Source organism: Methylobacterium sp. 391_Methyba4, assembly GCF_029691625.1.
GTDB classification, from domain to species: Bacteria; Pseudomonadota; Alphaproteobacteria; order Rhizobiales; family Beijerinckiaceae; genus Methylobacterium; species Methylobacterium fujisawaense.
In genome coordinates this window covers 3,846,488-3,868,355 of sequence record NZ_CP121475.1, presented here as the reverse complement: position 1 = coordinate 3,868,355, position 21,868 = coordinate 3,846,488, and the positions used below count along the sequence as shown (strand labels likewise).

Genomic DNA, 21,868 nt, shown 5'->3' with positions numbered 1-21,868 from the left:
GTGCGTATCAGCAGCTCTTCGCCTGGCCCGGTGCGGGATCGCCGAAGGTCTGGCTGTTGCAGGGCACGGCGCCGCCCTGAGGAAACGGCCGACCGTTGGTCCGGCCGGGCACGCCGTAATAGACGTTGGTCGCGTAGGGCATCCGGCAGACGCCGCCTTCCTGGGCGCAGCCGACCAGATTCACCGTGTCGAGCTGATAGGCCCGGGCCGGCGCGGGCATCACCGTGCCGGCTCCCAGCATGATGGCTCCGAAGGCCAGAGCGATCCGAATCTGCACGTCCCCGATTCCCCATTGCGTCGCGGTCCGCGTGCCGAATAATCCGGTCGGCGGCTTCCGGCCAGCGGCCGCGCTCGCTATGGCGTCGCGCACGGATCTGTGCGGGCTGTTTTGGCACCGCCATGACGATGATCGGGCGGAGCCACCCGTGGACGAACGGGATAGGGCGCCCCAGGAGGCCTTGATGAGGGATGCGTCCGCGCAGGAGCTTCTGTTGCTCAGCGCGCTGCAGGAATGCCGGATCCAGCTCGACGCGGCGCGCAAGGACGAGGCGGCCCGCGCCGCCGTCCGGGAGGAGCTGGAGGCTGCCCTTCGCCGCGAGGCGGCGCTCTCGGCGGTGGTCGCCGAGGAGCGCGAGCGGACGGAGGCCGTCCGTCTCGTGCTTCAGGCGCTGCTGATGAGCATCGGCTGGTTCGGCCTGCGCCGACGCCTGTTCCGGTCGCGCATCGCCCGGCTGGGCCGTGAGACGCCGGACTCAGGTCCGCAATCGGCCCGCCATTCCGTGCTGCTCGCGGAGGCCCGACGGGTGCTCGGCGCGCCGGTCGTCCAGCCTCCTGCCCAACGCTAGGGCGTATCGGCGCGCGGGATGGGGAACGGGCGCCGAACGCTTCGATAACGGCCCCTTAAACCGCCGCATTTAGCGTGCGGAAACCGTTCTGCGGCGCGCCCGACAGACGCGCTGCGGCGGAACATTCGTAGACGGGATGCATGGCCAAGGGTCGGGGCAGGATTGAGCCGAACTTCGACGTGCCCGAGGGGCGTGTCCGGGATCGCGGCGAACTCGATCTGCGCCTGTCCCGGGAGGACCGTCCCGGGGGGGCAGGAGACGGCGTGGCGAAGCGATCGGGCGGCGGAGGAGCGCGGCAGCCGAACAAGGCGCCGGCGCGGACCACCGGGCGGGCGAAGGCCTCGGGTCGCGGCCGACGCCGGCGGTCCTGGCTCGGCCGCATCGTCTACGGCACCGTCGTCCTCGGTCTCTGGGGGGTGATCGGGCTTGCCGGGCTCATCGCCTACCACGCGTCGCAATTGCCGCCGATCGACCAGCTCGCGGTGCCGAAGCGGCCGCCCAACATCGCCATCCTGGCGAGCGACGGCTCGCTGCTCGCCAATCGCGGCGAGACCGGCGGCCGGGTGGTCTCGATCAAGGAGCTGCCGCCCTACCTGCCGCGCGCCTTCGTGGCGATCGAGGATCGGCGCTTCTACCAGCATTTCGGCGTGGATCCGGTCGGCATCCTGCGCGCCATCGGTCAGAACCTGACCCGGCGCGGCGTCGCACAGGGCGGCTCGACCCTGACGCAGCAGCTCGCCAAGAATCTGTTCCTGACGCAGGAGCGGACCGCCTCGCGCAAGATCCAGGAGGCGATCCTCGCGCTTTGGCTGGAGCACAAGTACACCAAGGACGAGATCCTCGAGCTCTACCTGAACCGTGTCTATTTCGGCGCCGGCGCCTACGGCGTCGAGGCGGCCGCGCAGCGCTATTTCGGCAAGCCCGCCAAGGAGGTGAGCCTTGCGCAGGCCGCGATGCTCGGCGGCCTCGTTCAGGCGCCGTCGCGGCTCGCTCCGAACCGCAACCTCCCGGCCGCCCAGGCCCGCGCCGCCCAGGTGCTCGCCGCGATGCAGGAACTCGGCTTCGCCGCGCCGCAGGACGTGAAGGTGGCGCTCGCCCAGCCGGCGAAGCCCACCAATGCCCGCGGCGGCGGTTCGGCCAATTACGTCGCAGACCTCGTGATGGACGTGCTCGACGACTACGTCGGCAAGTTCGACACCGACATCACGGTCCAGACGACCGTCGATCCCGTCCTCCAGGCCGCCGCCGAGAAGGTGCTCACCGACGAGCTCAACGCCAAGGGCGCGCGCTTCAATGTCGGCCAGGGCGCGCTGGTCTCGATGCGGCCCGACGGCGCGATCCGGGCGCTGATCGGCGGGCGCGACTACGCCCAGAGCCAGTTCAACCGTGCCACGACCGCGAAGCGCCAGCCCGGCTCCTCGTTCAAGCCCTTCGTGTACCTCGCTGCCGTGGAGCACGGCGCCACGCCCGACACGGTCCGCGAGGACGCGCCGGTCCGGATCGGCAACTGGGCCCCGGAGAACTACTCGCACCGGTACGAGGGGCCTGTCACCCTGCGGACGGCGCTCGCCCATTCGCTCAATACCGTCGCGGTGCGGCTCGGCCAGGAGGTCGGCCCGAAGACCGTGGTGCAGACCGCCCAGCGGCTCGGCATCACCTCGCCGCTCCAGGCCAACGGCTCCATCGCCCTGGGCACGTCCGAAGTGACGCTGCTGGAGATGGTCGGCGCCTACGGGGCCTTCGCCAACGGCGGCACCGGCGTGATCCCCTACGTGGTGACCGCCGTGAAGAGCCAGGGCGGCAAGGTCTTGTACAAGCGCTCCGACAACGGTCTCGGCCGGGTCATCGATGCCAATGCCGACGGCATGATGAATGCGATGATGCACGAGGTCTTCGTCAGCGGCACCGGCAAGAAGGCGGACATCCCGGGCTGGGACCTGGCGGGCAAGAGCGGCACCACGCAGGACTACCGCGATGCTTGGTTTATCGGCTTCTCGGGCAGCCTCGTCACCGGGGTCTGGCTCGGCAACGACGACGGCGAGCTGACCAAGAAGGTCACCGGCGGCAATCTGCCGGCGGAGATCTGGAAGTCGTATATGACCCAGGCGCTGAAGGGGCAGACTCCGGTCCCGCTCCCCGGCCTCAACCGCTGGCGCAGGCAGCCGGAGACGACCGCCTCGGTGGCGAGTGCCGCGGCGCCTGCACCGGGCGGGCTCCTCGGGCAGATTCTGGGCGAACCGGAGGCACCCGCGCCGCGCCAGTCCGCCCCGGCGCGGCGCGCTCAGAAGGATGACCGCAACTTCATCGAAAAGCTGTTCGGGATCGGCGACTGACCCCGCCGATCGGTGACGGCCCGGCGCTCGCCACCCCATCGCGGGCCTGATCGACGGTGCTCGAAATCCGGCTGACCGCTGACTTGACGCGGCAGCACTTACAGACCTGGTGCCGATTGATCTATATTGGCGCAAATCGGACGCTTCTTAATTCCTAAAATAACTCCTTTTTCAATATTCGGGACTCAGAATTCGGGTCGATAGCAAGTCCGCTCTCCGGTTGCCGGGGCCGGCGGCAACCCGATCGAGCCCATGGTCCCGCGCGCGACTGCCACAGCGATCCGAGTCCACCTCGCCGATCGCGCCTCGCGTCTGATCGCGCTGGGGGGCACGTGCCTGCTGCTCTGCCTGACGCTGCTCGGGGTCTATCTCTGCCTCGATCTGCGCGATGTCGCTTGGCACAATGCGCGCCGCAACGCTGCGAACCTTCTGGCCGTGATCGAGGAGGGGGTCGGCCACAGCCTGCGGGTTTACGATCTCTCCCTGCAGAGTTCCGCGCGCTTGGCGCACCGCGCGGATATCATAATTCTGGACCCGGAACTCAGACGCTTGGCCGTGTTCGACACCGCCGTCGCGGGCTCCGGTCTCGGCCCGATCACCGTCACGGATGCGGCGGGTGATGTCCAACTGACGAGCGATCCCAACCTGCAGAACCGGCCCAACCTGAGCACGCTGCCGGAATTCCAGATCCATAAGTCCAATCCCGATGCGGGTCTGATCCTTACTGGACCGACTCAGTCCCGTCTGACCGGGGAGAGCATTATCCGCATGACCCGGCGGATCCAGACGGCAGACGGTTCCTTCGCGGGGATCGTGTACGGATCGATCAGACTCGCGCATTTCCGGGCGCTCTTCGACCGGCTGCGCTTCGATGACGGTATCGCCCTGAACGTGTTCCATCGGGACGGGACGCTCCTGATCCGCGCGCCGGCCCGGCCGCAACTGCTCGGGCAGAGCATCCGTGCAAGTCCGGCCCATGCGTTCTATCAGGCGCATGCCCGCGGCGAGTTTCAGGGACGGTCGGCCTTGGACGGCGTTGACCGGGTCTACAGCTTCGCGAATCTCGACGACCTGCCGCTGATCGTGACGGTGGCTACGGATGTCGACAGCATCCGTGAGGTCTGGATCTATAAGGCGGCGATCGTCGGTATCCTGATCCTCAGTCTCTGCGTCCTCACCTTCGGGCTGACGGTTCTGCTTCACCGGGAGGTGGGTCGCCGGGCGGCCGCGGAGGCCTCCACGCGCGAAGCGAATGCTGCACTCGCGGTGCTCGCCCGGACCGACGGCTTAACCGGGCTGCCGAACCGGCGCAGCTACGACGAACACTTCGCCGTGGAGTGGACCCGTGCCGCGCGACTGCGGACTCCTTTGGCCCTGATGATCGTCGATGCCGACCACTTCAAGCAGTTCAACGACCGCTTCGGCCACCAGCGCGGCGACGAGGTGCTCAAGGCGGTGGCGCTGTGTCTGCAGCAGACGCTCGATACCGGCGGGCTGAGCTTCCGGATCGGCGGCGAGGAATTCGTCGCGCTGCTGCCGGGACTCGATGCGACGGCGGCGGGGGCGGCGGCGGAGCGCATCCGCCGCGCGGTGGTGAGCCTCGGGATCCCCCATGCTCCGGACGTCGGCGGCAGCGCCACGGTCAGCATCGGCGTGGCCTCCGCCGATCCGGCCAGCGGGGATCCGCCCGATGGCCTCTTCACGGCGGCGGACGCGGCCCTCTATGCCGCCAAGAAGGCCGGCCGCAATCGGGTGCGGGCCGCACCGCCGCGCGCACCCCCGACCCTCGCGATGCGGGCCTGAGCCGGCCCGCGGCTCAGAGCATGGGCAGGATCCGGGGGCGTGGCCCCCGAGGGAAATGCGCGTCGATCAGGGCAATCTCGGCCGCACCGAGATGCAGGTCCGCCGCGCCAGCATTCTCGATGGCCCGGTCCGGGCGACCGGTCTTCGGAATCGTAAAGGTGCCGGGCAGCCGGGTCAGGAAGGCGAGGGCCACGGCGTAGGGCGTCGTCCCATGGCTCTGCGCGATGCCCGCCAGGACGCGGCCGCCAGCACTGGCCGGATCGGGAAAGTCGCCGCTGCCGAAGGGCGAGTAGCCGACCATCGCGACGCCGTGCTTCTCGCACCAGGGCAGCACGGCATGCTCGATGGCCCGCTCGTTCAGGTGGTAGAGGACCTGATTGCAGGCGATCCGGTCCGGCCCCGCAATGGCGAGGGCGCGGTCGAGATCCTCGACGTCGAAATTGCTGACACCCCAGGACAGAATCTTGCCCGCCCGGCGCAGATCCTCGAAGCCCGCGATCGTCTCCTCGAGGGGGTGCTGGCCCGGCCAGTGCAGCAGATAGCTGTCCAGCCGATCCGTCCGCAGGCGTCGGAGCGAAGCCTCGCAGGCCCGCGCCACGCCGCGGCGCGTCGCGTTGCCAGGGACCACCTTCGAAACGAGGAAGACCTCCTCGCGGCAATCCGCGATGGCGGCGGCGACGATTGCCTCCGCGTCGCCGTACATCTCCGCGGTGTCGATATGGGTCATGCCGGCGTCGATTCCGGCCCGCAACGCGCGGATCGCATCCGTCCGGTCCGAACTGTCGATGTGCCACGTGCCCTGGCCGATGACCGGGACCGAGACGCGCATCGCGCCGAAGCTCCTGGCATACATGGCAGCGCTCCCTTTTCGCTGTCACAGGGGTTGCTGACGGCGATCCGGTCGGGATCGGGCCGCCGACGTGTCATGGGTCCGCCGTTCAACTCCCCGGCACGCCTTACTCGCGCCATCTTGGGGCGTTGAGCAATGGCTGGCGGCCTTCCGCGACGCTAAACTTTAGGCCCAGGCTCGAGGTCAGGCGGCGCGGGTATGCCGAGCCTGCGCCTCCCGCAGGGCGCCGCCGCGCCCGGCCACGCGACACCCGGTCCGTCAGTGGCCATGCTGGAGATGTGTCGATGCTGCCGGCCCATCGGATATTCTGGGGTCTGATCCTGCTGGCGGCGGCCGGCGCGGGGCTGCTCTACAACATCATCTTCGCGGCTGGCGCCTCTCCCCTCGCCGGATTCACCTACGGCCTCTGCATGGGTGCCACGGTGCTGGCTTTCGACCGCGGGCTGATCCTGGCCGGCCTGCAGACGCGGATCCGCCGCCTGCCGGCGTGGCTCTACGTGCTGGCCGCGGAACTCGCCTACGTCCTGATGATCATGGCGGGCAACGCCCTCGGCGGCTTGGTCGTCTGGGCCTTCGCCCTGACGCCGGACGATCTGACGACCGCGACCCGGATGACCGCGCGGGTCCTCGCCTACGCCTTGGCCGTGTCCGGCCTCCTCGTCTTCGTGATCCGGATGCGCGATCTGATCGGCGGCGAGGTGTTCGTGAACTTCATGATCGGCCGCTACCACAAGCCGGTGGCGGAGGAGCGGATCTTCCTGTTCCTCGACGTCGTCGGCTCCACCGCCTTCGCGGAGGCGCACGGGGACCTGCGCGCCCAGGAGTATCTCGGGGCCGTGTTCGCGACGCTGGCCGAGCCGGTGCGGCGCAACGGCGGCTCCGTGGACGACTATGTCGGCGATCTCGCCATGGTGACCTGGCCGATGGCCCGCGGCCTCAAGGACGCGCGCTGCATCACCTGCCTGTTCGACGTGCTCGACCGGATCGAGGCGGATGCCGCGGCCTGGACCACCCGATTCGGGACGGTGCCGCGGCTGCGGGCGGCGCTGCATGGCGGCTCGGTGGTCACGGCCGAAGTCGGAGTCGACCGCCACAAGATCGCGTATTTCGGCGACGCCGTGAACGTCACGTCGCGGATCGAGGCCCTGTGCCGCCCGCTCGGGGTCGGCATCCTGATCTCGCAGGATCTCCTCGGCCGTCTTCCGCGCCTGCCAGCCGGCGTCCGGGCGCGCTCTCTCGGCGCCCATGCCCTCCGCGGCCGCGGCGCGCCGTTGTCCGTGGCGACGCTGGAGCGTGGTCCTGCCGAGAGTGCCGCCGTGGCGGATCTGGCGCCGCGCCGCGCTGCGGTCGCCCGCTGATGGCCCGTGTCAGCGCCGCCCGCGCCAACACCCTGATCGCCGTCAAGATGGCGCTCCGTTTTGGCCTGCCGCTGATCGGGGTCGTGGTCTTCGGCCGCGCCATCGTGCTGTCGGTCGGCGGCGATATCGAGCGCTGGCAGTTCGGCCTGGGTGTGCTCCTGATCCTGGCGGGCTTCATCTCGAAGGTCGTGCCCCGGTCATGAACGCTGCCACGAGCGACCCGACGCGTGCCACCCCGACCGGCCCGGCGATCTATCTCGACGCCGATGCATGCCCGGTAAAGGACGAGACCTACCGGGTGGCCGCACGCTACGGCCTCACCGTCCACGTCGTCGCCAACAGCGTGCTGAACCTCCCGCGCGAGCCCTGGATCGAGCGCGTGGTGGTCGGTTCGGAACTCGACGCCGCCGATGACTGGATCGCCGCGCGGGCGGGGCCCGGGAGCATCGTGCTCACCGCCGACGTTCCGCTGGCTGCGCGCTGCGTGAAAGCCGGCGCCACGGTTCTGGCCTTCACCGGTAAGCCGTTCAGCGAGTCCGGGATCGGCCTCGCGCTCGCCACACGCGACCTGATGCAATCGTTGCGCGAAGCCGGAACCATCACGGGCGGGCCGAAGCCGTTCTCGCGCGCAGACCGATCGGCCTTTCTGTCCGCCCTTGACCGGGCGGTGAACCGGATCCTGCGTGACCGGCCGAAGCCGGGCTGAGACCCGGCCGCCCTCCGATCAAATGGACGATTCAGGCGTCGTCCGCCGGTACGAGGCTTCTGAGCGCCTCGTTGATGCGGTCCTGCCAGCCCGGCCCGTCCTTCTGGAAATGCGCGAGCACGGCGCTGTCGAGACGCAAGCTCACCACCTCCCGCGAGCCGGGGATCGTCGTCGGCCGTGCGGCCGGTTGCGGCGGCGGGGCAGCCGGCTTCGGGGTCGTGGCGGCCCGGAAAGCCGCTTCGGCGGTCGCGCGCGGATCGGTGAAGCGGCGGCGGTTGCGGTCCTCGGCCATCGACCCCTAATCCTTCGCGGTCGTCTTCTTCGGTGCCGCCTTCTTCACGGCCTTCTTCGCGGAGCTTTTGGCGGCCGCCTTGGCTTCCTTCTCGGCCGCCTTGGCCTGCGCGTCTGCGGCCTCCTTGGCGAGGCGCAGCGAGCGCAGCCGAAGCGTCCGCTCATCCACAGCCTTGATGGCCGCGTGATGCTCCGCCATCGCCTGGGCGCCTTCGCGCGCCATGCGCTCCGCACGTTCCGCACGCTCGGCGCGATTCTCGGCACGCGTCTTCGCTTCCGCTTCCGCGTCGCGGACGGCATTCACCTCGTCGAGGTCAAACTCAGTCTCGTCGCTCATCCTGTCCCTTTCACCCCGGCTCGACGGATCCGACCCGACGCATCCTGCGCGAGACGGTGTCTGAGCGGGTCCGGCCTGTTCGACGGGCGGAGGGCAAGGCCGGATCATTCGCCCTCCCGCATCGCCGTCAGGCGCGCAAGGAGAGCAGCTTCGCGAAGGCTTTAGCATGCCCGCGACGCCGATGGCGAATCCGGATCGACGGTCGGGACTGACCGCGCACACCCTTCGTGCGGGTCCACCTGTCCATGCGGCCCGGGTCTGCGTTCTGACGAAGGATTTCGGCCCCGATCGTCGTTCGATCAGCGCACGCCGAACCGAAGCGGGATGGAGACCGTCAGGTTCGACAGCGTGACACCGGGCGGCGCCGCCGGCATGCTGCCGCGCACCGCCGCGAGGGCGGCGCTGTCGATCTGGCCGATCCCGCTTGAGCGGGCCAGGCCCGCGCCCGTCACCTGGCCCGAGCGCATCACGGTGAAGCGCACCACCGCGGTCCCGCCCCCGGTTCCGACGGCCGCGTTCACGTTCATCCGGCTGTGGATCGCTGCGCTGATCGCGCCCTGCCATTGCCGCATGGCGCTCGGATCGTTGCCTGCGGCGGCCCGGCCGACCGCATTCTGACGCGAGGCCGAGGCCGAACTCCGCTCGGCGCCCGCCCGGGCCTTGGCCTCACGCGCCTTCGCCTCGCGCGCGGCCTTGGCTTTCGCCTCGCGGATCTCCTCCAGGCGCTCCTGACGCGCCTCTTCGCGCTTCTGCTCGCGGAGCTTCTCCTCGCGGATCTTCCGCAGCTTGGCCTCCCGTTCCGCCTTGAGCTTGGCGGGGTCGGGTGTGGGCTTCGGCGGTTCCTCGGTCTTGGCGACTTCGGTGGGCGGCGCCGCCAGCGGCTCGGCCGCCTCCGACGTGGAGGTGATCACTTGGTTCTGCGCCTCGACCGGCTGCGCCTCCGCCGGCGCTTCGACCGGCTGGGTATCCTCCGGCTTGACCTCGGTCATCTCGGTGGGCGGCGGGGGCTGGACGGCCTCGTCGGGCGGCGCGTCCACCGGCTTCGTCTCCGGCGGGGCCTCCTGGCTCATCTGCTGCTCCGCCGGAGCTTCGGTGGTCGCATCCGTCATGAGCGGCGCGAGGTCGACGGTGATTTGCTGCTCGCCGGGCGGCGCGGGCGGGGCCAGCCGCAGGAACATCATCGCGGCCAACGCAAGCGCATGCAGCCCGAGGGCGACCAGGAAGGCGGCGACCAGCCCGGACGGGCGGCGCTCGCCGGCCCCGACCGGCAGATCCGTCGACGTGAAGGTGCTCATCGGTTCAGCGCGCGGTCCCTGCGGAGGCGGCCGGAGCGGCGGCCGCTGCCGGAGCGGCGCCGCCGGGCGACTGCGCGATCAGCGACACCTTGGTGAAGCCGGCCTGGCCGACGAGGCCCATCACCTCCATCACCTTGCCGTAGGGCACGTCACGGTCGCCGCGCACGAGGATGACCTGATCCTTGTCGGCAGCCGCCATCTCGCGCAGGCGCGGCACGATGCTGTCCATCGTGAACACCTCCTTGGCGATGGACGGGTTGCCGTCCTTGTCGACCGTCACCTCCGCGGGCTTCTTCGACTGCGCGACTTTGGGAGCCGCCGTCTTCGGCAGCTGGACCGGCACGCCGGTGGTCATCAGCGGTGCGGCGACCATGAAGATGATCAGAAGCACGAGCATCACGTCGACCATCGGCGTGACGTTGATGTCGGACATCGGCATGTCGTCGAGGTCGTCGTCGTCGCTCGCGCGAAGGGATCCCATCGCCATGGGGCGTCTCCGGTACCGTTACGTTCGGTTCTGTGCGGGCGGGCGCGGCGGCTCTATTCGGCAGCCGCCCGATGGGCGCCGGCGCGGTCGCGCGCGAGACGGTTGCCCAGAACCGAGATGTAGGACGAGAAGGTGCTCTGGATGCCGCTCACGTCGCTCGACAGCTTGTTGTAGGCCATCACCGCCGGGATCGCGACGACGAGACCGATCGCCGTGGCGAAGAGCGCCTCCGCGATGCCCGGGGCCACCACGGCCAGCGACGTGTCCTGGCTGCGGGCGATGGACGAGAACGAGTTCATGATGCCCCAGACGGTGCCGAACAGCCCGACGAACGGGGCCGTGGAGCCCGAAGTCGCCAGCAGCGACAGGCCGGTGCGCAGGCGCTTCACTTCGAGGGTGAGGGCGCCCTTCATAGCCCGCTCGATCCGGTCGCGGCGCTCGGCCCGGGTCTCGGAGGAATCCTGATCGCGCCACGCGTCGATGGCCGCCTTCACCACGTGGCCGGCGATGCCGCGATGCTCGCCGTCGAGGCTGCCCCCGGAGCGGACCAGCGTGGCGAAGGCCTTGGCCTGACGCCGAGCGGCGGCCAGCCGGATGATCTTCTCGAACACCACCGTCCAGCAGGCGATCGAGGCGATCACCAGCAAGATCATCACGCCCTTCACGATCGGGTCGGCCTGCAGGAACAGACCGAGGAAGGAGAAGTCGTGGGCCGCCTCGATCGGCGCTTGTGTCGGGTCCATCGCGGGCTCCTGGCGTCTTGGTCTCACGCGGCCTTGCGCCGCCGTCATCTCGGGGTGCGGCGAAAGCCGCAGGCCGCTCGGCGACCCTCGCCGCCGGGCGGTTTGGTCTGATCGACCGTCAAACCATCCGCATCAGCGGTCGAACGGGAGGCCGGCCTTGCTGTCGGTCTCAGTCCGCTCGAGGCAGGCCTCGCGCGCGGAATCACCGCCGTCGCAGGCCAGGACGTCGTTCAACAGGACGCGCCCGACCTTGTTGCAGGCGATGCCGGGGAAGTCGAAGATCTTGACGGTGGTCTTCTTCGGCGGCAGCGGACCGAGCTCCACCGCGACACGCTTCTGCGCGACGCCCTCCGGGTCGAAGGCGAAGAGATCCACCTTGTAGGATTTCAGGCCGGGCCCCTTGTTGTCGATCACCATGGTGATCCGGCAGGCCTCGCCCGCAGTCTCGACCTTGTTGAGCTGCAGCTTGATCGGAGCGGACTTCTCGGCGGCATCCTGCGCCAGGGCCGATACCACGAGGAGCGCCGAGAGCGCGAAGCAGGCCGCCGTGTCGAGGGCGATACGCCCGATCCGCCGACGGTACAGGGGCGCGCGCAGGGCAATCACCGTGACCAAGTCCTTTTCAAGTGTGTGCCGGCCGGCGTTTCGCGCCGCGCCGGCCGGGCGGGTTGGGGCCGGATCAGTGAAGCACCGCGCCGGCGGGGCACGAGGCCGGGGCGAGGCGTTGGGCCGCCGCATCCAGCGGCCCGACGGCCGCGCGGACCGCCGCCACGAGGCGGGGCGCCGCCTCCCGTCCGGTAATCTCGGCGGCGGCTGCCTCCAGATCCGTCCAGAGGCGCTGACGCCCGCGGTTGATCAGCGTCACCAAGGCGCATTCGTGACCGGTCACGCGGCAGCAACTCGCCGGCATGAACGACCAGTCGCCGTCGCGCTCCGCCCGCAGCGCCCGGATGATCGCGACCACACAGGCGACGAAGCGGCAGCCTTCGGTCGGCCCGAGCAGCTGCTCGGCGCCGTCGAAGGCCGCGTTCCAGCAGGCGACGTCGCTGGTCATGTAGCCGGCGGCCACGAAACGGGCCACCGACAAGGCCAGGATATCAGCCTCATCGCCGCAGATATCGGCGACGCGCCGCATCGCCGCATGATCAGTCCGGGTCAGGGGCGCGCTCATGGACTGCGGTGCCTCGCGTCGCAGGACAACTTGCATAGACCGACCGTCATGGTCGGATCATCTTCTTTCGCGGCAGTATCCAGGCCGGCCGCCCGGATCAAGGCCCAGCGAGAAAATCAGAGCAGTTCCAAACTGTTAGAGGAAAGCGTGGCCGTTCACGTCTTTGCCTATGCGTCCCGGTAATTTTTGCCTAATCATCCTGGATTGGATCGGACCACGCCGTCCTGACGAAACCCGCGGCCTCCCTTGATGGCCCGGACGGCCTTGGCCATATCTCGTGGTTGCCGGCGACGTCTCGTCCGGCGGAGCGCTACCTCGGTGGGCTCCCTGTCGACGAGGTGCTCAGGCATCCCGGGATTGCGGCGGATCCCGGGGTCGGAGGCCTCGCTTTCTGGATGATGGCCGCGATGACCCGATCTTCGCCCTTCGGGCACCCGTTCCTGCTCGGCTTCGACGAGATCGAACAGGCTCTCGACCGGGTCTCAAAGGCCGCCAATGACGGCTATCCACCCTACAACATCGAGCGGCTGCCCCGCACCGAGAGCGAGCCCGAGCGCCTGCGCATCACGCTGGCGGTCGCCGGCTTCACCCGCGACCAGTTGGACGTCATGCTGGAGGAGAGCCAGCTCGTCGTGCGCGGTCGCCAGGTCGACGAGCGCGAGAGGCACTTTCTTCACCGCGGCATTGCGGCGCGCCAGTTCCAGCGGGCCTTCCTCCTCGCCGACGGCATGGAGGTCCTCGGGGCCGACCTCGCCAACGGCCTGCTGTCGATCGATCTGGTCCGTCCGGAACCGGATCGCATCGTGCGCAAGATCGATATCGGCGCCCGCGGCTGAGACCGATTGATTGGACGGCGCGGATCCCCACATCAGCGGGGAGCCGCCGAAGCCTTCAGGATCGGCGGCGGACGCTCTGCCACCCCAGGAGGGCTTTGATGACCAATCTGAACCCGTCTCCGTTGACCCCGGCCGATCTTGACCCGGCCGATTTCGCGCCCGCCGATCTCGCGGCCTTGGGCGAGGGTCACATCGCCTATGTCCGGCCCATCCGGTCCGACGAGGTCCGCCGTTTCTTCCCACAGGCGCCCGAGCTGCTGCCCGGCCTCGATCTGTTTGCCCTCCTCTCGGCGAGTGGCGCTCCGATCATGCTCGCCGATTCGCGGGACGTCGTCCTGGCGAACGCAGTCGCGCAGGACCTGCAGCCGGTCAGCCTCCACTGACCGCTCCGGCCGAGGAACCGGTCAGGCGATCTCGTCCACTGCGGCGACCAGGCGCGCGATGTCCTGCGGCCGCGACAGGCGGTGATCTCCGTCGGCGATGAGCGTCAGCACGGTGCCCTCGGCCGGCAGCCGGCCGAGGATCTTCAGGGCGTGGGTGTAAGGCACATCGGTGTCCCGCATGCCCTGGAGGATGTGGACCGGGCAGGCCGGATCGACCGTGTCGCCGAGCATGCAATGGCGCCGCCCGTCGTCGATGAGGTTCAGGGTGATCGGGTCCGGTTCCGACCCGTAGTCGCTGGGCCTTCGCAGGATGCCGTCCCGGATCAGCATGGCGCGGGCCGCCTCGCCGAGGCGGTTCCAGATCAGCTCTTCGGTGAAATCCAGGGCCGGGGCGATGAGCACGAGACCGGCGGTCGCCTGACCTCCGTTCGCCCGGTCGCGGGCGGCCAGGCAGGCGATCCACCCCCCCATCGACGAGCCGATGAGAATCGGCGCCTCCGTGGCGTAGGCGGCCAGGACGGCCTGCGCGTCCTCGAGCCACGAAGAGATCGTGCATTCCGTGAAGGTGCCGCTCGAGGCCCCATGCGCGGCATAATCGAAGCGGATGAGCGTGCGGCCTCTCTGCGAGGCCCAGGCATCCAGCGCCGTCGCCTTGGTGGCCGTCATGTCGGAGCGGAATCCGCCGAGCCAGACGACCGGTGGACCGCCCCCCTGACGCACCCGCACGGCGATGCGCCGGGCGGCCTCGCCCGTGCCGACGGTGAGGAACTCGGGGGCCATATCCGACATCGTTCTCTCCGATATCCATGTCTCGACGTGGAAGAAGTCCGGACCTGAACGGTTTGGCTTCAACTCTCGTTTACCGGACCGTAAAGCCCGGCGGCGATGCTGGATCAATGGTAGCGAGCATTTGGCAGATACCGGTCGGGGGCCTGCGCGTCCTCGCCGATGGACCGCGGACGGGCGAAGGTACACACGCCTTGTCGGGTTTTCCCGCGGAAGTCGGGGCCCTTGCGGGCGCTCGCGTCCTGCAGATCATTCCCGAACTCGACGCCGGGGGCGCCGAGCGCACGACCGTCGATGTCGCGGGCGGCCTCGCGGCCGTGGGCGCTCGCGCGCTGGTGGCGACCGAGGGTGGACGGCTCGTCGGGGAATTGCAGGCCAAGGGCGGCCACTGGCTTCGCTTCCCGGCCGCCGCGAAGAATCCGGCGCTGATGGCCGTGAACGTCCTGCGGCTTATGGCCCTCTGCCGCCGCGAGCAGGTGCAGATCATCCATGCCCGCTCCCGTGCGCCCGCTTGGGTCGCCCTCGGAGCGGCGCGCCGGCTCGGCCTGCCGTTCGTCACCACCTATCACGGCAGCTATTCCGGCCGGACCAACGTCAAGGTTCTGTACAATTCGGTGATGGCCCGCGGCGACGTGGTCATCGCCAACTCGCACTACACCGCAGACCTGATCCACCGGCTGCATGCCGAGCAGGCTGGCGACCGCGTGCGGGTCATCCACCGCGGCACGGATCTCGGCGTGTTCAACCCGGTCGCCGTCGGCGCCGTACGGGTCGAGGCGCTGCGCCGGAGCTGGAACGTCGCGCCGCACGAGCGCGTGATCCTGCTGGCCGCCCGCCTCACGGCCTGGAAGGGCCATCGGGTGCTGATCGAGGCGGCCGCGCAGATGCGCGACCGCGGCGTTCCCGATCTGGCCGTGGTCCTGGCGGGAGACCCTCAAGGACGCGCCTCCTACGAGCGCGAACTCGATGCGCTGATCGCCGCCCGCGGGCTCGAGGGTATCGTCCGGCGGGTCGGTCACTGCACCGACATGCCGGCCGCCTTCCGGGCCGCCTCGGTGGTGGCGGTGCCGTCCGTTGAGCCGGAGGCCTTCGGCCGTTCGGCCGTGGAGGCGCAGGCGCTCGGTACACCGGTGGTGGTGTCCGATCTCGGGGCCGTACCGGAAACCGTACTGGCGCCGCCGGAGACGCCAGCGGGCCAGCGCACCGGATGGCGCGTCCCGGCCGGCGACGCGGCCGCGCTCGCTGCATCCCTGACCGAGGCCCTTTCCCTCGGCGCCAGCGCCCGCGACGCCCTCGGACGGCGGAGCCGTGCGCATGTCGCGGCGCATTTCTCCCTCGAGCGGATGGTCGGCGACACGTTGGCGGTCTATGCGGGGCTGCTCGGCCGCTTGCCCTGAGCGGCCGGCTGACCCGGAAAGCGGACCGAGACGCCGTGGCCGATTATTTTCGGCACCGCGGCTTCAGGCGGTTGACTCTGGTCGCGGTTCCACCAACGTTGTATGTCCGGAAGAGACCGGGGCGGCAGGCGGCCAGGAGATCCTTCTGGGAACCGCCGTTTCGCCGTTGCAGCAGGAGACCTAAGCCATTCGTAGACCGATGAGAGCCATGCCGGCCCCGCAGAAGGACGGGCCGCGCGCCAACCGCGACATTCGCGGTGTGCGGGAAGTGCAGCTGATCGACGATACCGGGCAGAACCGCGGCGTCGTCCCCTTCTTCGACGCCCTCAATCTGGCTGAGGAAGCCGGTCTCGATCTCGTGGAGATCGCGCCGAACTCCGTGCCGCCCGTCTGCAAGCTGCTCGATTACGGGCGCTTCCGCTTCAACGAGCAGAAGAAGCAGAACGAGGCCCGCAAGCGCCAGAAGACCGTCGAGGTGAAGGAGATCAAGCTCCGCCCCGGCATCGACAAGCACGACTACGACACCAAGATGAAGTCGGTGCACCGCTTCTTCGAGGAAGGCGACAAGGTCAAGGTGACCCTGCGCTTCCGTGGTCGTGAGATGGCTCACCAAGATATCGGTCTGCGCCTCCTGGAGCGCGTGAAGAGCGAGACGGCGGAGATCGCCAAGGTCGAGAGCGAGCCGATGCTCGAAGGCCGCCAGATGATCATGATCCTGGCGCCGCGCTGAGCGGTACCGATCCCGAGACGCGAGACCCGCGCCGCCTCCTCACCGGGGCGGCGTTGTCTTTTCAGCGCTTCCGATTGGTGGCGCCGCGGATTAAGGGGCAGCCATGGCCCTCGCTCCCGATGAGATCGAACGTTACGCCCGCCACCTCGTCCTCGCCGAGGTCGGCGGCCCCGGCCAGGCCCGGATCAAGGCCGCCCGGATCCTGGTCGTCGGGGCCGGGGGGCTCGGCGCGTCGCTGATCCAGTATCTCGCCGCCGCCGGAATCGGGACGATCGGAATCGTCGACGACGACGCGGTTTCCCTTTCGAACCTCCAGCGGCAGGTAATCCACGGGACCCCCGATCTCGGCCGGCCGAAGGTCGAGAGCGCCGCCGACGCGGTGGCGCGGCTCAACCCGCACGTGACCGTCGTCCCGCATCCGGTCCGGATCGATCCGGACAACGCCGTCGACCTGATCGCCGGCTACGACCTTGTGGCCGACGGATCCGACAATTTCGCCACGCGCTACGCGGTGTCGGATGCCTGTTTCCGCGCGCGCCGCCCGCTGGTGACGGCGGCGCTCGGCCGCTTCGACGGGACGCTGACCACGATCCGCGCCCACGAGACCGGGCCGGACGGGACGCCGAACCCGACCTATCGCTGCCTCTTCCCGAACCCGCCGCCGCCCGGCAGCGTGCCGGCCTGCGCGGAGGCCGGCGTGCTGGGAGCCCTGGCCGGAGTGATGGGCTCGTTGATGGCCATGGAGCTGCTCCGCGCGGTGGCGGGCTTCGGAGAGCCCCTGGTCGGGCGCCTCCTGATGGTCGATGCCCGCGCCATGCGGTTCGAGACGTTGAGCTACGGCTGGGATCCCGACAACCCGCTCAGCGGCACCGGCGCCTCAGCGGCCTAGGGAACCCGGCGGCATCCACGGGCCCTCGACGGTCTCGGCGCCGAGGCAGCACTTCTTGAACTTCTTCCCGGACCCGCAGGGACACGGATCGTTGCGGCCGACGTTCTTGAGCGGATTGCGCTGCGGCTCCCCCGCGCCCTCCTCGGCCCAGTCGAGGGCTTCCACCGGCTCGTCGAGGTAGCCGTACTGGTAGGGGCCGAGCCGGTCGCGGTCGTCCGGATTGGCCTCGGCCTTGCGCAGAGCGTCCTTGAACCACCCGGCGTCGCTGATCTCGTCGGTGAGGCGTCCGTCGGCACGGGCCGCAGCCGCCCGAGGTGCGAGGTCCCGGAAGCCGAGATGGGCGATCGTCTCCTCCCAACCGACCCAGGCCGGCGCCTCTTCCACGGCCGCCTGGGCGTCGTCGAACCGGACCAGCAGGTCGTGCATCGCGGCCCGGTCGATCCGGCCCTCCAGGGTCAGGAAGGTGCAGGCGCTGAGCAGCGCCATGCGCACGTAATCGTCCACCGTGCTGTCCAGGATCAGACGGAACAGCGGCTGCGGATCGCCGTCGAACAGGCTCGCCAGGATCTTGGCAAGGGTCGCCGTGATGGCATCGCCGAGGATGGCGTCGAGGGTTTCCTCGTCGTGCCGGAGCAGCCTCAGCAGCGGTGCCAGGGCGCGCGTATCCCGGGCATGGGCCAGGACGTGCAGGCCCCAGAAGAGAAGGTTCGTCTCCTCCGGCGTCAGCTCGCGTCCGTCGGCCGCGCCCTCTAGCAGCGGCAGCGTCGCCTCCGCGACGGCGGACGGGTGCTTGAGCGCTTCCCGCAACGCCGCCTTCGGTCGGTATTCGGCCGCCGCGAGGTCTTCGATCAGCAGGGCGATCCGGTCCATGGTGGCGCCTCAGGTCCGAAGGGTCGCGCCGGTTTTGCGGGACACCTCGGCGACGATCCTGGCGCTCACCGCCTCGATCTCCGCGTCGGTGAGGGTCCGCTCGACGGGCTGCAGGCGCACCGCGATCGCCACCGACTTCGCGCCGTCCGGCACGCCGGGTCCCTCGTACAGATCGAACACGTCGACGCCGGTGACGAGCTTGCGCTCGGCGTTCTGTGCGGCCTTCACGAGGTCACCCGCCGGCACGTCGCGGCCGACCACGAAGGCGAAGTCCCGCGACAGCGGCTGGAGCTCCGACAGCACCAGGGCGGCCTTGGCCTTGGTCGGCTTGTGCTTGGGCAGGGGCAGGGCGTCGAGGACGATCTCGAAGGCCACGAGGGTGCCCTTCAGGTCGAGGGCCTGGAGCGTCCGCGGATGCACCTCGCCGAACCAGCCGATCTCGGTCTTCGGACCGAAGCGCAGGGTGCCCGAGCGGCCGGGATGAAGCCAGGACGGGCCGCCGGCGGTGATCTGAAGGCCGCCGGTCGGAACGCCGAGGCTGCCCAGCAGGGCCAGGGCGTCGGCCTTGGCGTCGAAGGCGTCGACGGGCCCGGCCGTGCCGTGCCAGTGGCGCCCGGCGCCCGACAGACCGGCACTGCCGCGCCGGACCGCCGCCGCCCGGATCGTCTGGCCCTCCGGCGCATCGGAGGCGAAGCACTGGCCGACCTCGAACAGGGCCGCGTCCGGATAACCCCGGTCGGCATTTCGCTGCGCAGCCCGCAGGAGCCCCGGCAGCAGGCTCGGCCGCATGTCCGACAGTTCCGCGGCAATGGGATTGGCCAGGACCAGATCGGCACCGCCGCCGCCGAACAGTTCGGCATCGCCATGCGGGACGAACGACCACGTGACCGCCTCCATGAGGCCCCGGCTCGCCAGGGCCCGCTTCGCGGTGCGGGTCCGCTTCTGCATCACCGTCAGCAGCGGACGGCCGATCCCTTCGAGCGGGGGCAGCGGCTTGGCCTCGATCCGGTCCAGCCCGGCGATGCGCACGACCTCCTCGACGAGGTCGGCCTTGCCTTCGACATCGGGCCGCCAGGACGGCGTCAGCACCTTCACCCGGTCGCCGGTCCCCGAGATGTGGAAGCCCAAAGTCTCCAGGATCACCTTCATCTCGACACGCGGCACGTCGAGGCCGGCCAGGCGGCGGACCTCGGTCCACGGGAAGTCGATGATCCGCTCGGATTCGGGAGGCTCGCCGACGATATGCGCCTCGGTCGGCGTACCGCCGCACAGGTCCACCACCAAGCGCGTCGCGAGATCGAGGCCCGGCAGCGTGAAGGCTGGATCGACACCCCGCTCGAACCGGTAGCGCGCGTCGGTGATGAGGCCGAGGCGGCGGCCCGTCTGGGCGATGTTGGCCGGGTCCCAGAGCGCCGATTCGATCAGCACATCCGTGGTGCCGGCGTCGCAGCCGGAGTCCTGGCCGCCCATGATGCCGGCGATGGATTCGACGCCGTTTCGGTCTGCGATCACCACCATGTCGTCGGTGAGCGCGTGGGTCCGACCGTCGAGGGCGAGCAGGCTCTCGCCCTCGCGCGCACGGCGCACGGTGAGCGGCCCGGCGACCTTGGCGGCGTCGAAGACGTGGAGCGGGCGACCGCGATCGAAGGTCACGTAGTTGGTGATGTCGACGAGCGCATTGATCGGGCGCAGGCCGATGGCCCGCAGCCGGGCCTGCATCCAGCCCGGCGACGGCCCGTTCGTGACCCCGCGGACGAGCCGCAGGGCGAAGAGCGGGGCGAGGTGTCGGTCGGCCGGCTCGAAGGCCAGCTCCACCGCGACCGGGCAGGGGCCCTCGCCGCGCACGCCCGGCAGCGTCTCGCGCTTGAGCGTGCCGAGGCCGGCGGCCGCGAGATCGCGGGCGATACCGTGGACCGAGGTGCAGTCCGGCCGGTTCGGCGTCAGGTTGATCTCGATGACCGGATCGTCGAGCCCGGCATAGAGGGCGTAGGCCTGGCCGATCGGTGCGTCGGTCGGGAGCTCCATGATGCCGTCATGGTCGTCGCCGAGGCCGAGCTCGGCGCCCGAGCACAGCATGCCGTGGCTCTCCACACCGCGGATCGTGCCCACCGACAGGGTGATGTTCTTGCCCGGGACGTAGGTGCCCGGCGGCGCGAAGACCGAGACGAGACCGGCCCGGGCGTTCGGCGCTCCGCAGACCACCTGCACGGGTGCGCCCGCGCCCGTCTCGACGGAGCAGACCCGCAGCCGGTCGGCGTTCGGGTGCTGCTCGGCCGTCAGGATCTTCGCGATCACGTAGGGCTTCAGCGCGGCGGCCTTGTCCTCGATTCCCTCCACCTCCAGGCCGATCCGCGTCAGCGTCTCGGCGACGGTGTCGAGGGTGGCCTCGGTGTCGAGGTGGTCCTTGAGCCAGGAGAGAGTGAATTTCATGATGGACCTTCGAGAGCCCGATATCGGCTCGACCGTCGGAGGAACAGGATGGCGGGGCCGTCACCGGAGCCGGAGGGCCCCGGTGAGGCCGGTGCGGCTCAGCCCGTGAGGCCGCCCACGAGGCTCGGAACGTCGAGCGGGCGGAAGCCGTAATGGTCGAGCCAGCGGACGTCGGCCTCGAAGAACGGCCGCAGGTCCGGCATGCCGTATTTCAGCATGGCGATTCGGTCGATGCCGACACCGAAGGCGAAGCCCTGCACGGCATCCGGGTCGAGCCCGCAATTGCGCAGCACGTTCGGATGCACCATCCCACAGCCCAGGATCTCCAGCCAGTCGTCGCCCTCGCCGAAGCGGATCTCGCCGCCCTTGCGCGAGCACTGGATGTCGACCTCCGCGGAGGGCTCGGTGAAGGGGAAGAAGGACGGGCGGAAGCGCATCTTCACGCCCTCCACCTCGAAGAACGCCTTGCAGAACTCCTCCAGCACCCATTTCAGGTTGGCGATGTTGGCCGCCTTGTCGATCACCAGCCCTTCGACCTGATGGAACATCGGCGTGTGGGTCTGATCGGAATCGTGCCGGTAGGTCCGGCCCGGGATGATCACCCGGATCGGCGGGGTTTGCGCCCGCATGGTGCGGATCTGGACCGGCGAGGTGTGGGTGCGAAGCACCTTGCGCTTCCCGTCGCGGTCCGGTGCCAGGAAGAAGGTGTCGTGCATCTCGCGGGCCGGGTGCCCGGGCGGGAAGTTGAGCGCGGTGAAGTTCAGCTCGTCCGTCTCGATGTCCGGACCCTCGGCCACCGCGAAGCCCATATCGGCGAAGATCGCGGTGATCTCGTCGATCACCTGGGAGATCGGATGGATCCGGCCGCGCACCTCGGGGGCCTCGCGGACCGGCAAGGTCACGTCGACCCGCTCGGAGGCGAGGCGGGCCTCCAGCGCGGCCTCGGCGAGGGCAGTCTTGCGCGCGGTGACGGCGCCCTGGACCCGGTCGCGCAGGCCGTTGATGAGCGGGCCACGCTCCTTACGCTCCTCCGGCGTCATCGCACCGAGGGTCTTCAGCAGATCCGAGACACTGCCCTTCTTGCCGAGCGCGGCGACGCGGACCGCGTCGAGGGCCGCCTCGTCGGACGCCGCGCTCACCTGGGCCAGGAGATCGCGTTCGAGGGTATCGAGATCGGTCATCGCTGTCTTCGAGCAGGGTTGGCGGAGTCGGCCGTCGGGCCGTGCTCTCGCGCGTTGTGCGCCCGCACGCAAGCGCGGGGCAGGGGACCTCGTAAACGACGAAGGCGCGGCTCCCCGGGGAACCGCGCCTTCCGTACGTCTCGCCTC

The 21,868-nt window shown here is 69.8% G+C and carries 24 protein-coding genes; 11 read left to right on the top strand and 13 right to left on the bottom strand.

Annotated elements, in window-relative coordinates; all coding sequences use genetic code 11:
* Positions 1-7: 7 nt before the first annotated feature.
* Positions 8-277 (bottom strand): hypothetical protein, encoded by a 270-nt coding sequence (locus P9K36_RS18085; RefSeq protein ID WP_278305628.1) that lies wholly within the window; start codon positions 275-277, stop codon positions 8-10.
* A 184-nt stretch (positions 278-461) separates the two neighbouring features.
* Between P9K36_RS18085 and P9K36_RS18080 the strand changes: the two genes are divergently transcribed.
* From P9K36_RS18080 to P9K36_RS18070, 3 genes are all read left to right on the top strand, one after another.
* Complete coding sequence (locus P9K36_RS18080) at positions 462-845, top strand: hypothetical protein (RefSeq protein WP_043378674.1); 384 nt, start codon at positions 462-464, stop codon at positions 843-845.
* A gap of 140 nt (positions 846-985) precedes the next feature.
* Positions 986-3,178 carry a transglycosylase domain-containing protein gene (locus P9K36_RS18075; RefSeq protein ID WP_278305627.1) on the top strand — a complete coding sequence of 731 codons (2,193 nt, stop codon included), beginning with the start codon at positions 986-988 and terminating at the stop codon, positions 3,176-3,178.
* Positions 3,179-3,430: 252 nt separating this feature from the next.
* Positions 3,431-4,981 (top strand): sensor domain-containing diguanylate cyclase, encoded by a 1,551-nt coding sequence (locus tag P9K36_RS18070; RefSeq protein WP_075380536.1) that lies wholly within the window; start codon positions 3,431-3,433, stop codon positions 4,979-4,981.
* Positions 4,982-4,994: 13 nt separating this feature from the next.
* Here P9K36_RS18070 and P9K36_RS18065 read toward each other — a convergent pair whose 3' ends face one another.
* The gene (locus P9K36_RS18065; RefSeq protein WP_075380535.1) at positions 4,995-5,834 is read right to left on the bottom strand and encodes an aldo/keto reductase; all 840 of its coding nucleotides are present in this window, start codon (positions 5,832-5,834) and stop codon (positions 4,995-4,997) included.
* Positions 5,835-6,115: 281 nt separating this feature from the next.
* Here P9K36_RS18065 and P9K36_RS18060 point away from each other — a divergent pair, with 281 nt between their 5' ends.
* From P9K36_RS18060 to P9K36_RS18050, 3 genes are read left to right on the top strand one after another with little or no spacing between them, the layout of a single operon-like run.
* Positions 6,116-7,189: an adenylate/guanylate cyclase domain-containing protein gene (locus P9K36_RS18060; protein WP_043378663.1), complete on the top strand. Its 1,074-nt coding sequence runs from the start codon at positions 6,116-6,118 to the stop codon at positions 7,187-7,189.
* Positions 7,189-7,392, top strand: a complete 204-nt coding sequence (locus P9K36_RS18055) for a hypothetical protein (RefSeq protein ID WP_043378658.1) — start codon at positions 7,189-7,191, stop codon at positions 7,390-7,392. The genes P9K36_RS18060 and P9K36_RS18055 overlap by 1 nt, the downstream gene beginning before the upstream one ends.
* Positions 7,389-7,895: a YaiI/YqxD family protein gene (locus P9K36_RS18050; RefSeq protein WP_278305626.1), complete on the top strand. Its 507-nt coding sequence runs from the start codon at positions 7,389-7,391 to the stop codon at positions 7,893-7,895. Before P9K36_RS18055 ends, P9K36_RS18050 begins: the two co-directional genes overlap by 4 nt.
* A gap of 31 nt (positions 7,896-7,926) precedes the next feature.
* Here the strand turns inward: P9K36_RS18050 and P9K36_RS18045 are convergent, their stop codons facing one another.
* The 7 genes from P9K36_RS18045 to P9K36_RS18015 form a co-directional block, all read right to left on the bottom strand.
* Complete coding sequence (locus P9K36_RS18045) at positions 7,927-8,187, bottom strand: BrnA antitoxin family protein (protein ID WP_043378655.1); 261 nt, start codon at positions 8,185-8,187, stop codon at positions 7,927-7,929.
* Positions 8,188-8,193: 6 nt separating this feature from the next.
* Positions 8,194-8,523 carry a hypothetical protein gene (locus tag P9K36_RS18040; RefSeq protein ID WP_278305625.1) on the bottom strand — a complete coding sequence of 110 codons (330 nt, stop codon included), beginning with the start codon at positions 8,521-8,523 and terminating at the stop codon, positions 8,194-8,196.
* 299 nt (positions 8,524-8,822) lie between these two features.
* Positions 8,823-9,818: an energy transducer TonB gene (locus P9K36_RS18035; RefSeq protein ID WP_043354908.1), complete on the bottom strand. Its 996-nt coding sequence runs from the start codon at positions 9,816-9,818 to the stop codon at positions 8,823-8,825.
* Positions 9,819-9,822: 4 nt separating this feature from the next.
* Positions 9,823-10,305: an ExbD/TolR family protein gene (locus tag P9K36_RS18030; protein ID WP_278305624.1), complete on the bottom strand. Its 483-nt coding sequence runs from the start codon at positions 10,303-10,305 to the stop codon at positions 9,823-9,825.
* A gap of 53 nt (positions 10,306-10,358) precedes the next feature.
* Positions 10,359-11,048: a MotA/TolQ/ExbB proton channel family protein gene (locus P9K36_RS18025; RefSeq protein WP_043354911.1), complete on the bottom strand. Its 690-nt coding sequence runs from the start codon at positions 11,046-11,048 to the stop codon at positions 10,359-10,361.
* Positions 11,049-11,180: 132 nt separating this feature from the next.
* Entirely contained in the window at positions 11,181-11,654 is a 474-nt protein-coding gene (locus P9K36_RS18020) for a hypothetical protein (RefSeq protein ID WP_043354914.1), read from the bottom strand.
* 73 nt (positions 11,655-11,727) lie between these two features.
* Positions 11,728-12,219 carry a hypothetical protein gene (locus P9K36_RS18015; protein WP_170861845.1) on the bottom strand — a complete coding sequence of 164 codons (492 nt, stop codon included), beginning with the start codon at positions 12,217-12,219 and terminating at the stop codon, positions 11,728-11,730.
* 407 nt (positions 12,220-12,626) lie between these two features.
* Here P9K36_RS18015 and P9K36_RS18010 point away from each other — a divergent pair, with 407 nt between their 5' ends.
* Positions 12,627-13,055 carry an Hsp20 family protein gene (locus P9K36_RS18010; protein ID WP_012320108.1) on the top strand — a complete coding sequence of 143 codons (429 nt, stop codon included), beginning with the start codon at positions 12,627-12,629 and terminating at the stop codon, positions 13,053-13,055.
* A 98-nt stretch (positions 13,056-13,153) separates the two neighbouring features.
* Entirely contained in the window at positions 13,154-13,438 is a 285-nt protein-coding gene (locus tag P9K36_RS18005; RefSeq protein WP_043354930.1) for a DUF1150 domain-containing protein, read from the top strand.
* Positions 13,439-13,459: 21 nt separating this feature from the next.
* Here the strand turns inward: P9K36_RS18005 and P9K36_RS18000 are convergent, their stop codons facing one another.
* Entirely contained in the window at positions 13,460-14,227 is a 768-nt protein-coding gene (locus P9K36_RS18000; protein ID WP_278305623.1) for an alpha/beta hydrolase, read from the bottom strand.
* 107 nt (positions 14,228-14,334) lie between these two features.
* On the opposite strand from P9K36_RS18000, the gene P9K36_RS17995 reads away from it, so the two are divergent.
* The 3 genes from P9K36_RS17995 (at position 14,335) to moeB (ending at position 17,240) form a co-directional block, all read left to right on the top strand.
* On the top strand, positions 14,335-15,621 hold the full coding sequence (locus P9K36_RS17995; protein ID WP_236961350.1) for a glycosyltransferase family 4 protein: 1,287 nt from the start codon (positions 14,335-14,337) through the stop codon (positions 15,619-15,621).
* 208 nt (positions 15,622-15,829) lie between these two features.
* Positions 15,830-16,351: a translation initiation factor IF-3 gene (infC, locus tag P9K36_RS17990; protein ID WP_020092802.1), complete on the top strand. Its 522-nt coding sequence runs from the start codon at positions 15,830-15,832 to the stop codon at positions 16,349-16,351.
* A 103-nt stretch (positions 16,352-16,454) separates the two neighbouring features.
* Positions 16,455-17,240 (top strand): molybdopterin-synthase adenylyltransferase MoeB, encoded by a 786-nt coding sequence (moeB, locus tag P9K36_RS17985; protein ID WP_278305622.1) that lies wholly within the window; start codon positions 16,455-16,457, stop codon positions 17,238-17,240.
* On the opposite strand, the gene P9K36_RS17980 is transcribed toward moeB, so the two are convergent.
* From P9K36_RS17980 to pheS, 3 genes are all read right to left on the bottom strand, one after another.
* A complete protein-coding gene (locus tag P9K36_RS17980) occupies positions 17,229-18,110 on the bottom strand; it encodes a DUF1186 domain-containing protein (protein ID WP_278305621.1) in 882 nt (293 codons plus the stop codon). The two genes, moeB and P9K36_RS17980, sit on opposite strands and share 12 nt — an antisense overlap.
* Before the next feature lie 9 nt (positions 18,111-18,119).
* Entirely contained in the window at positions 18,120-20,540 is a 2,421-nt protein-coding gene (gene pheT, locus P9K36_RS17975) for a phenylalanine--tRNA ligase subunit beta (RefSeq protein WP_278305620.1), read from the bottom strand.
* 98 nt (positions 20,541-20,638) lie between these two features.
* A complete protein-coding gene (gene pheS, locus P9K36_RS17970) occupies positions 20,639-21,721 on the bottom strand; it encodes a phenylalanine--tRNA ligase subunit alpha (protein ID WP_043355813.1) in 1,083 nt (360 codons plus the stop codon).
* Positions 21,722-21,868 lie beyond the last annotated feature (147 nt).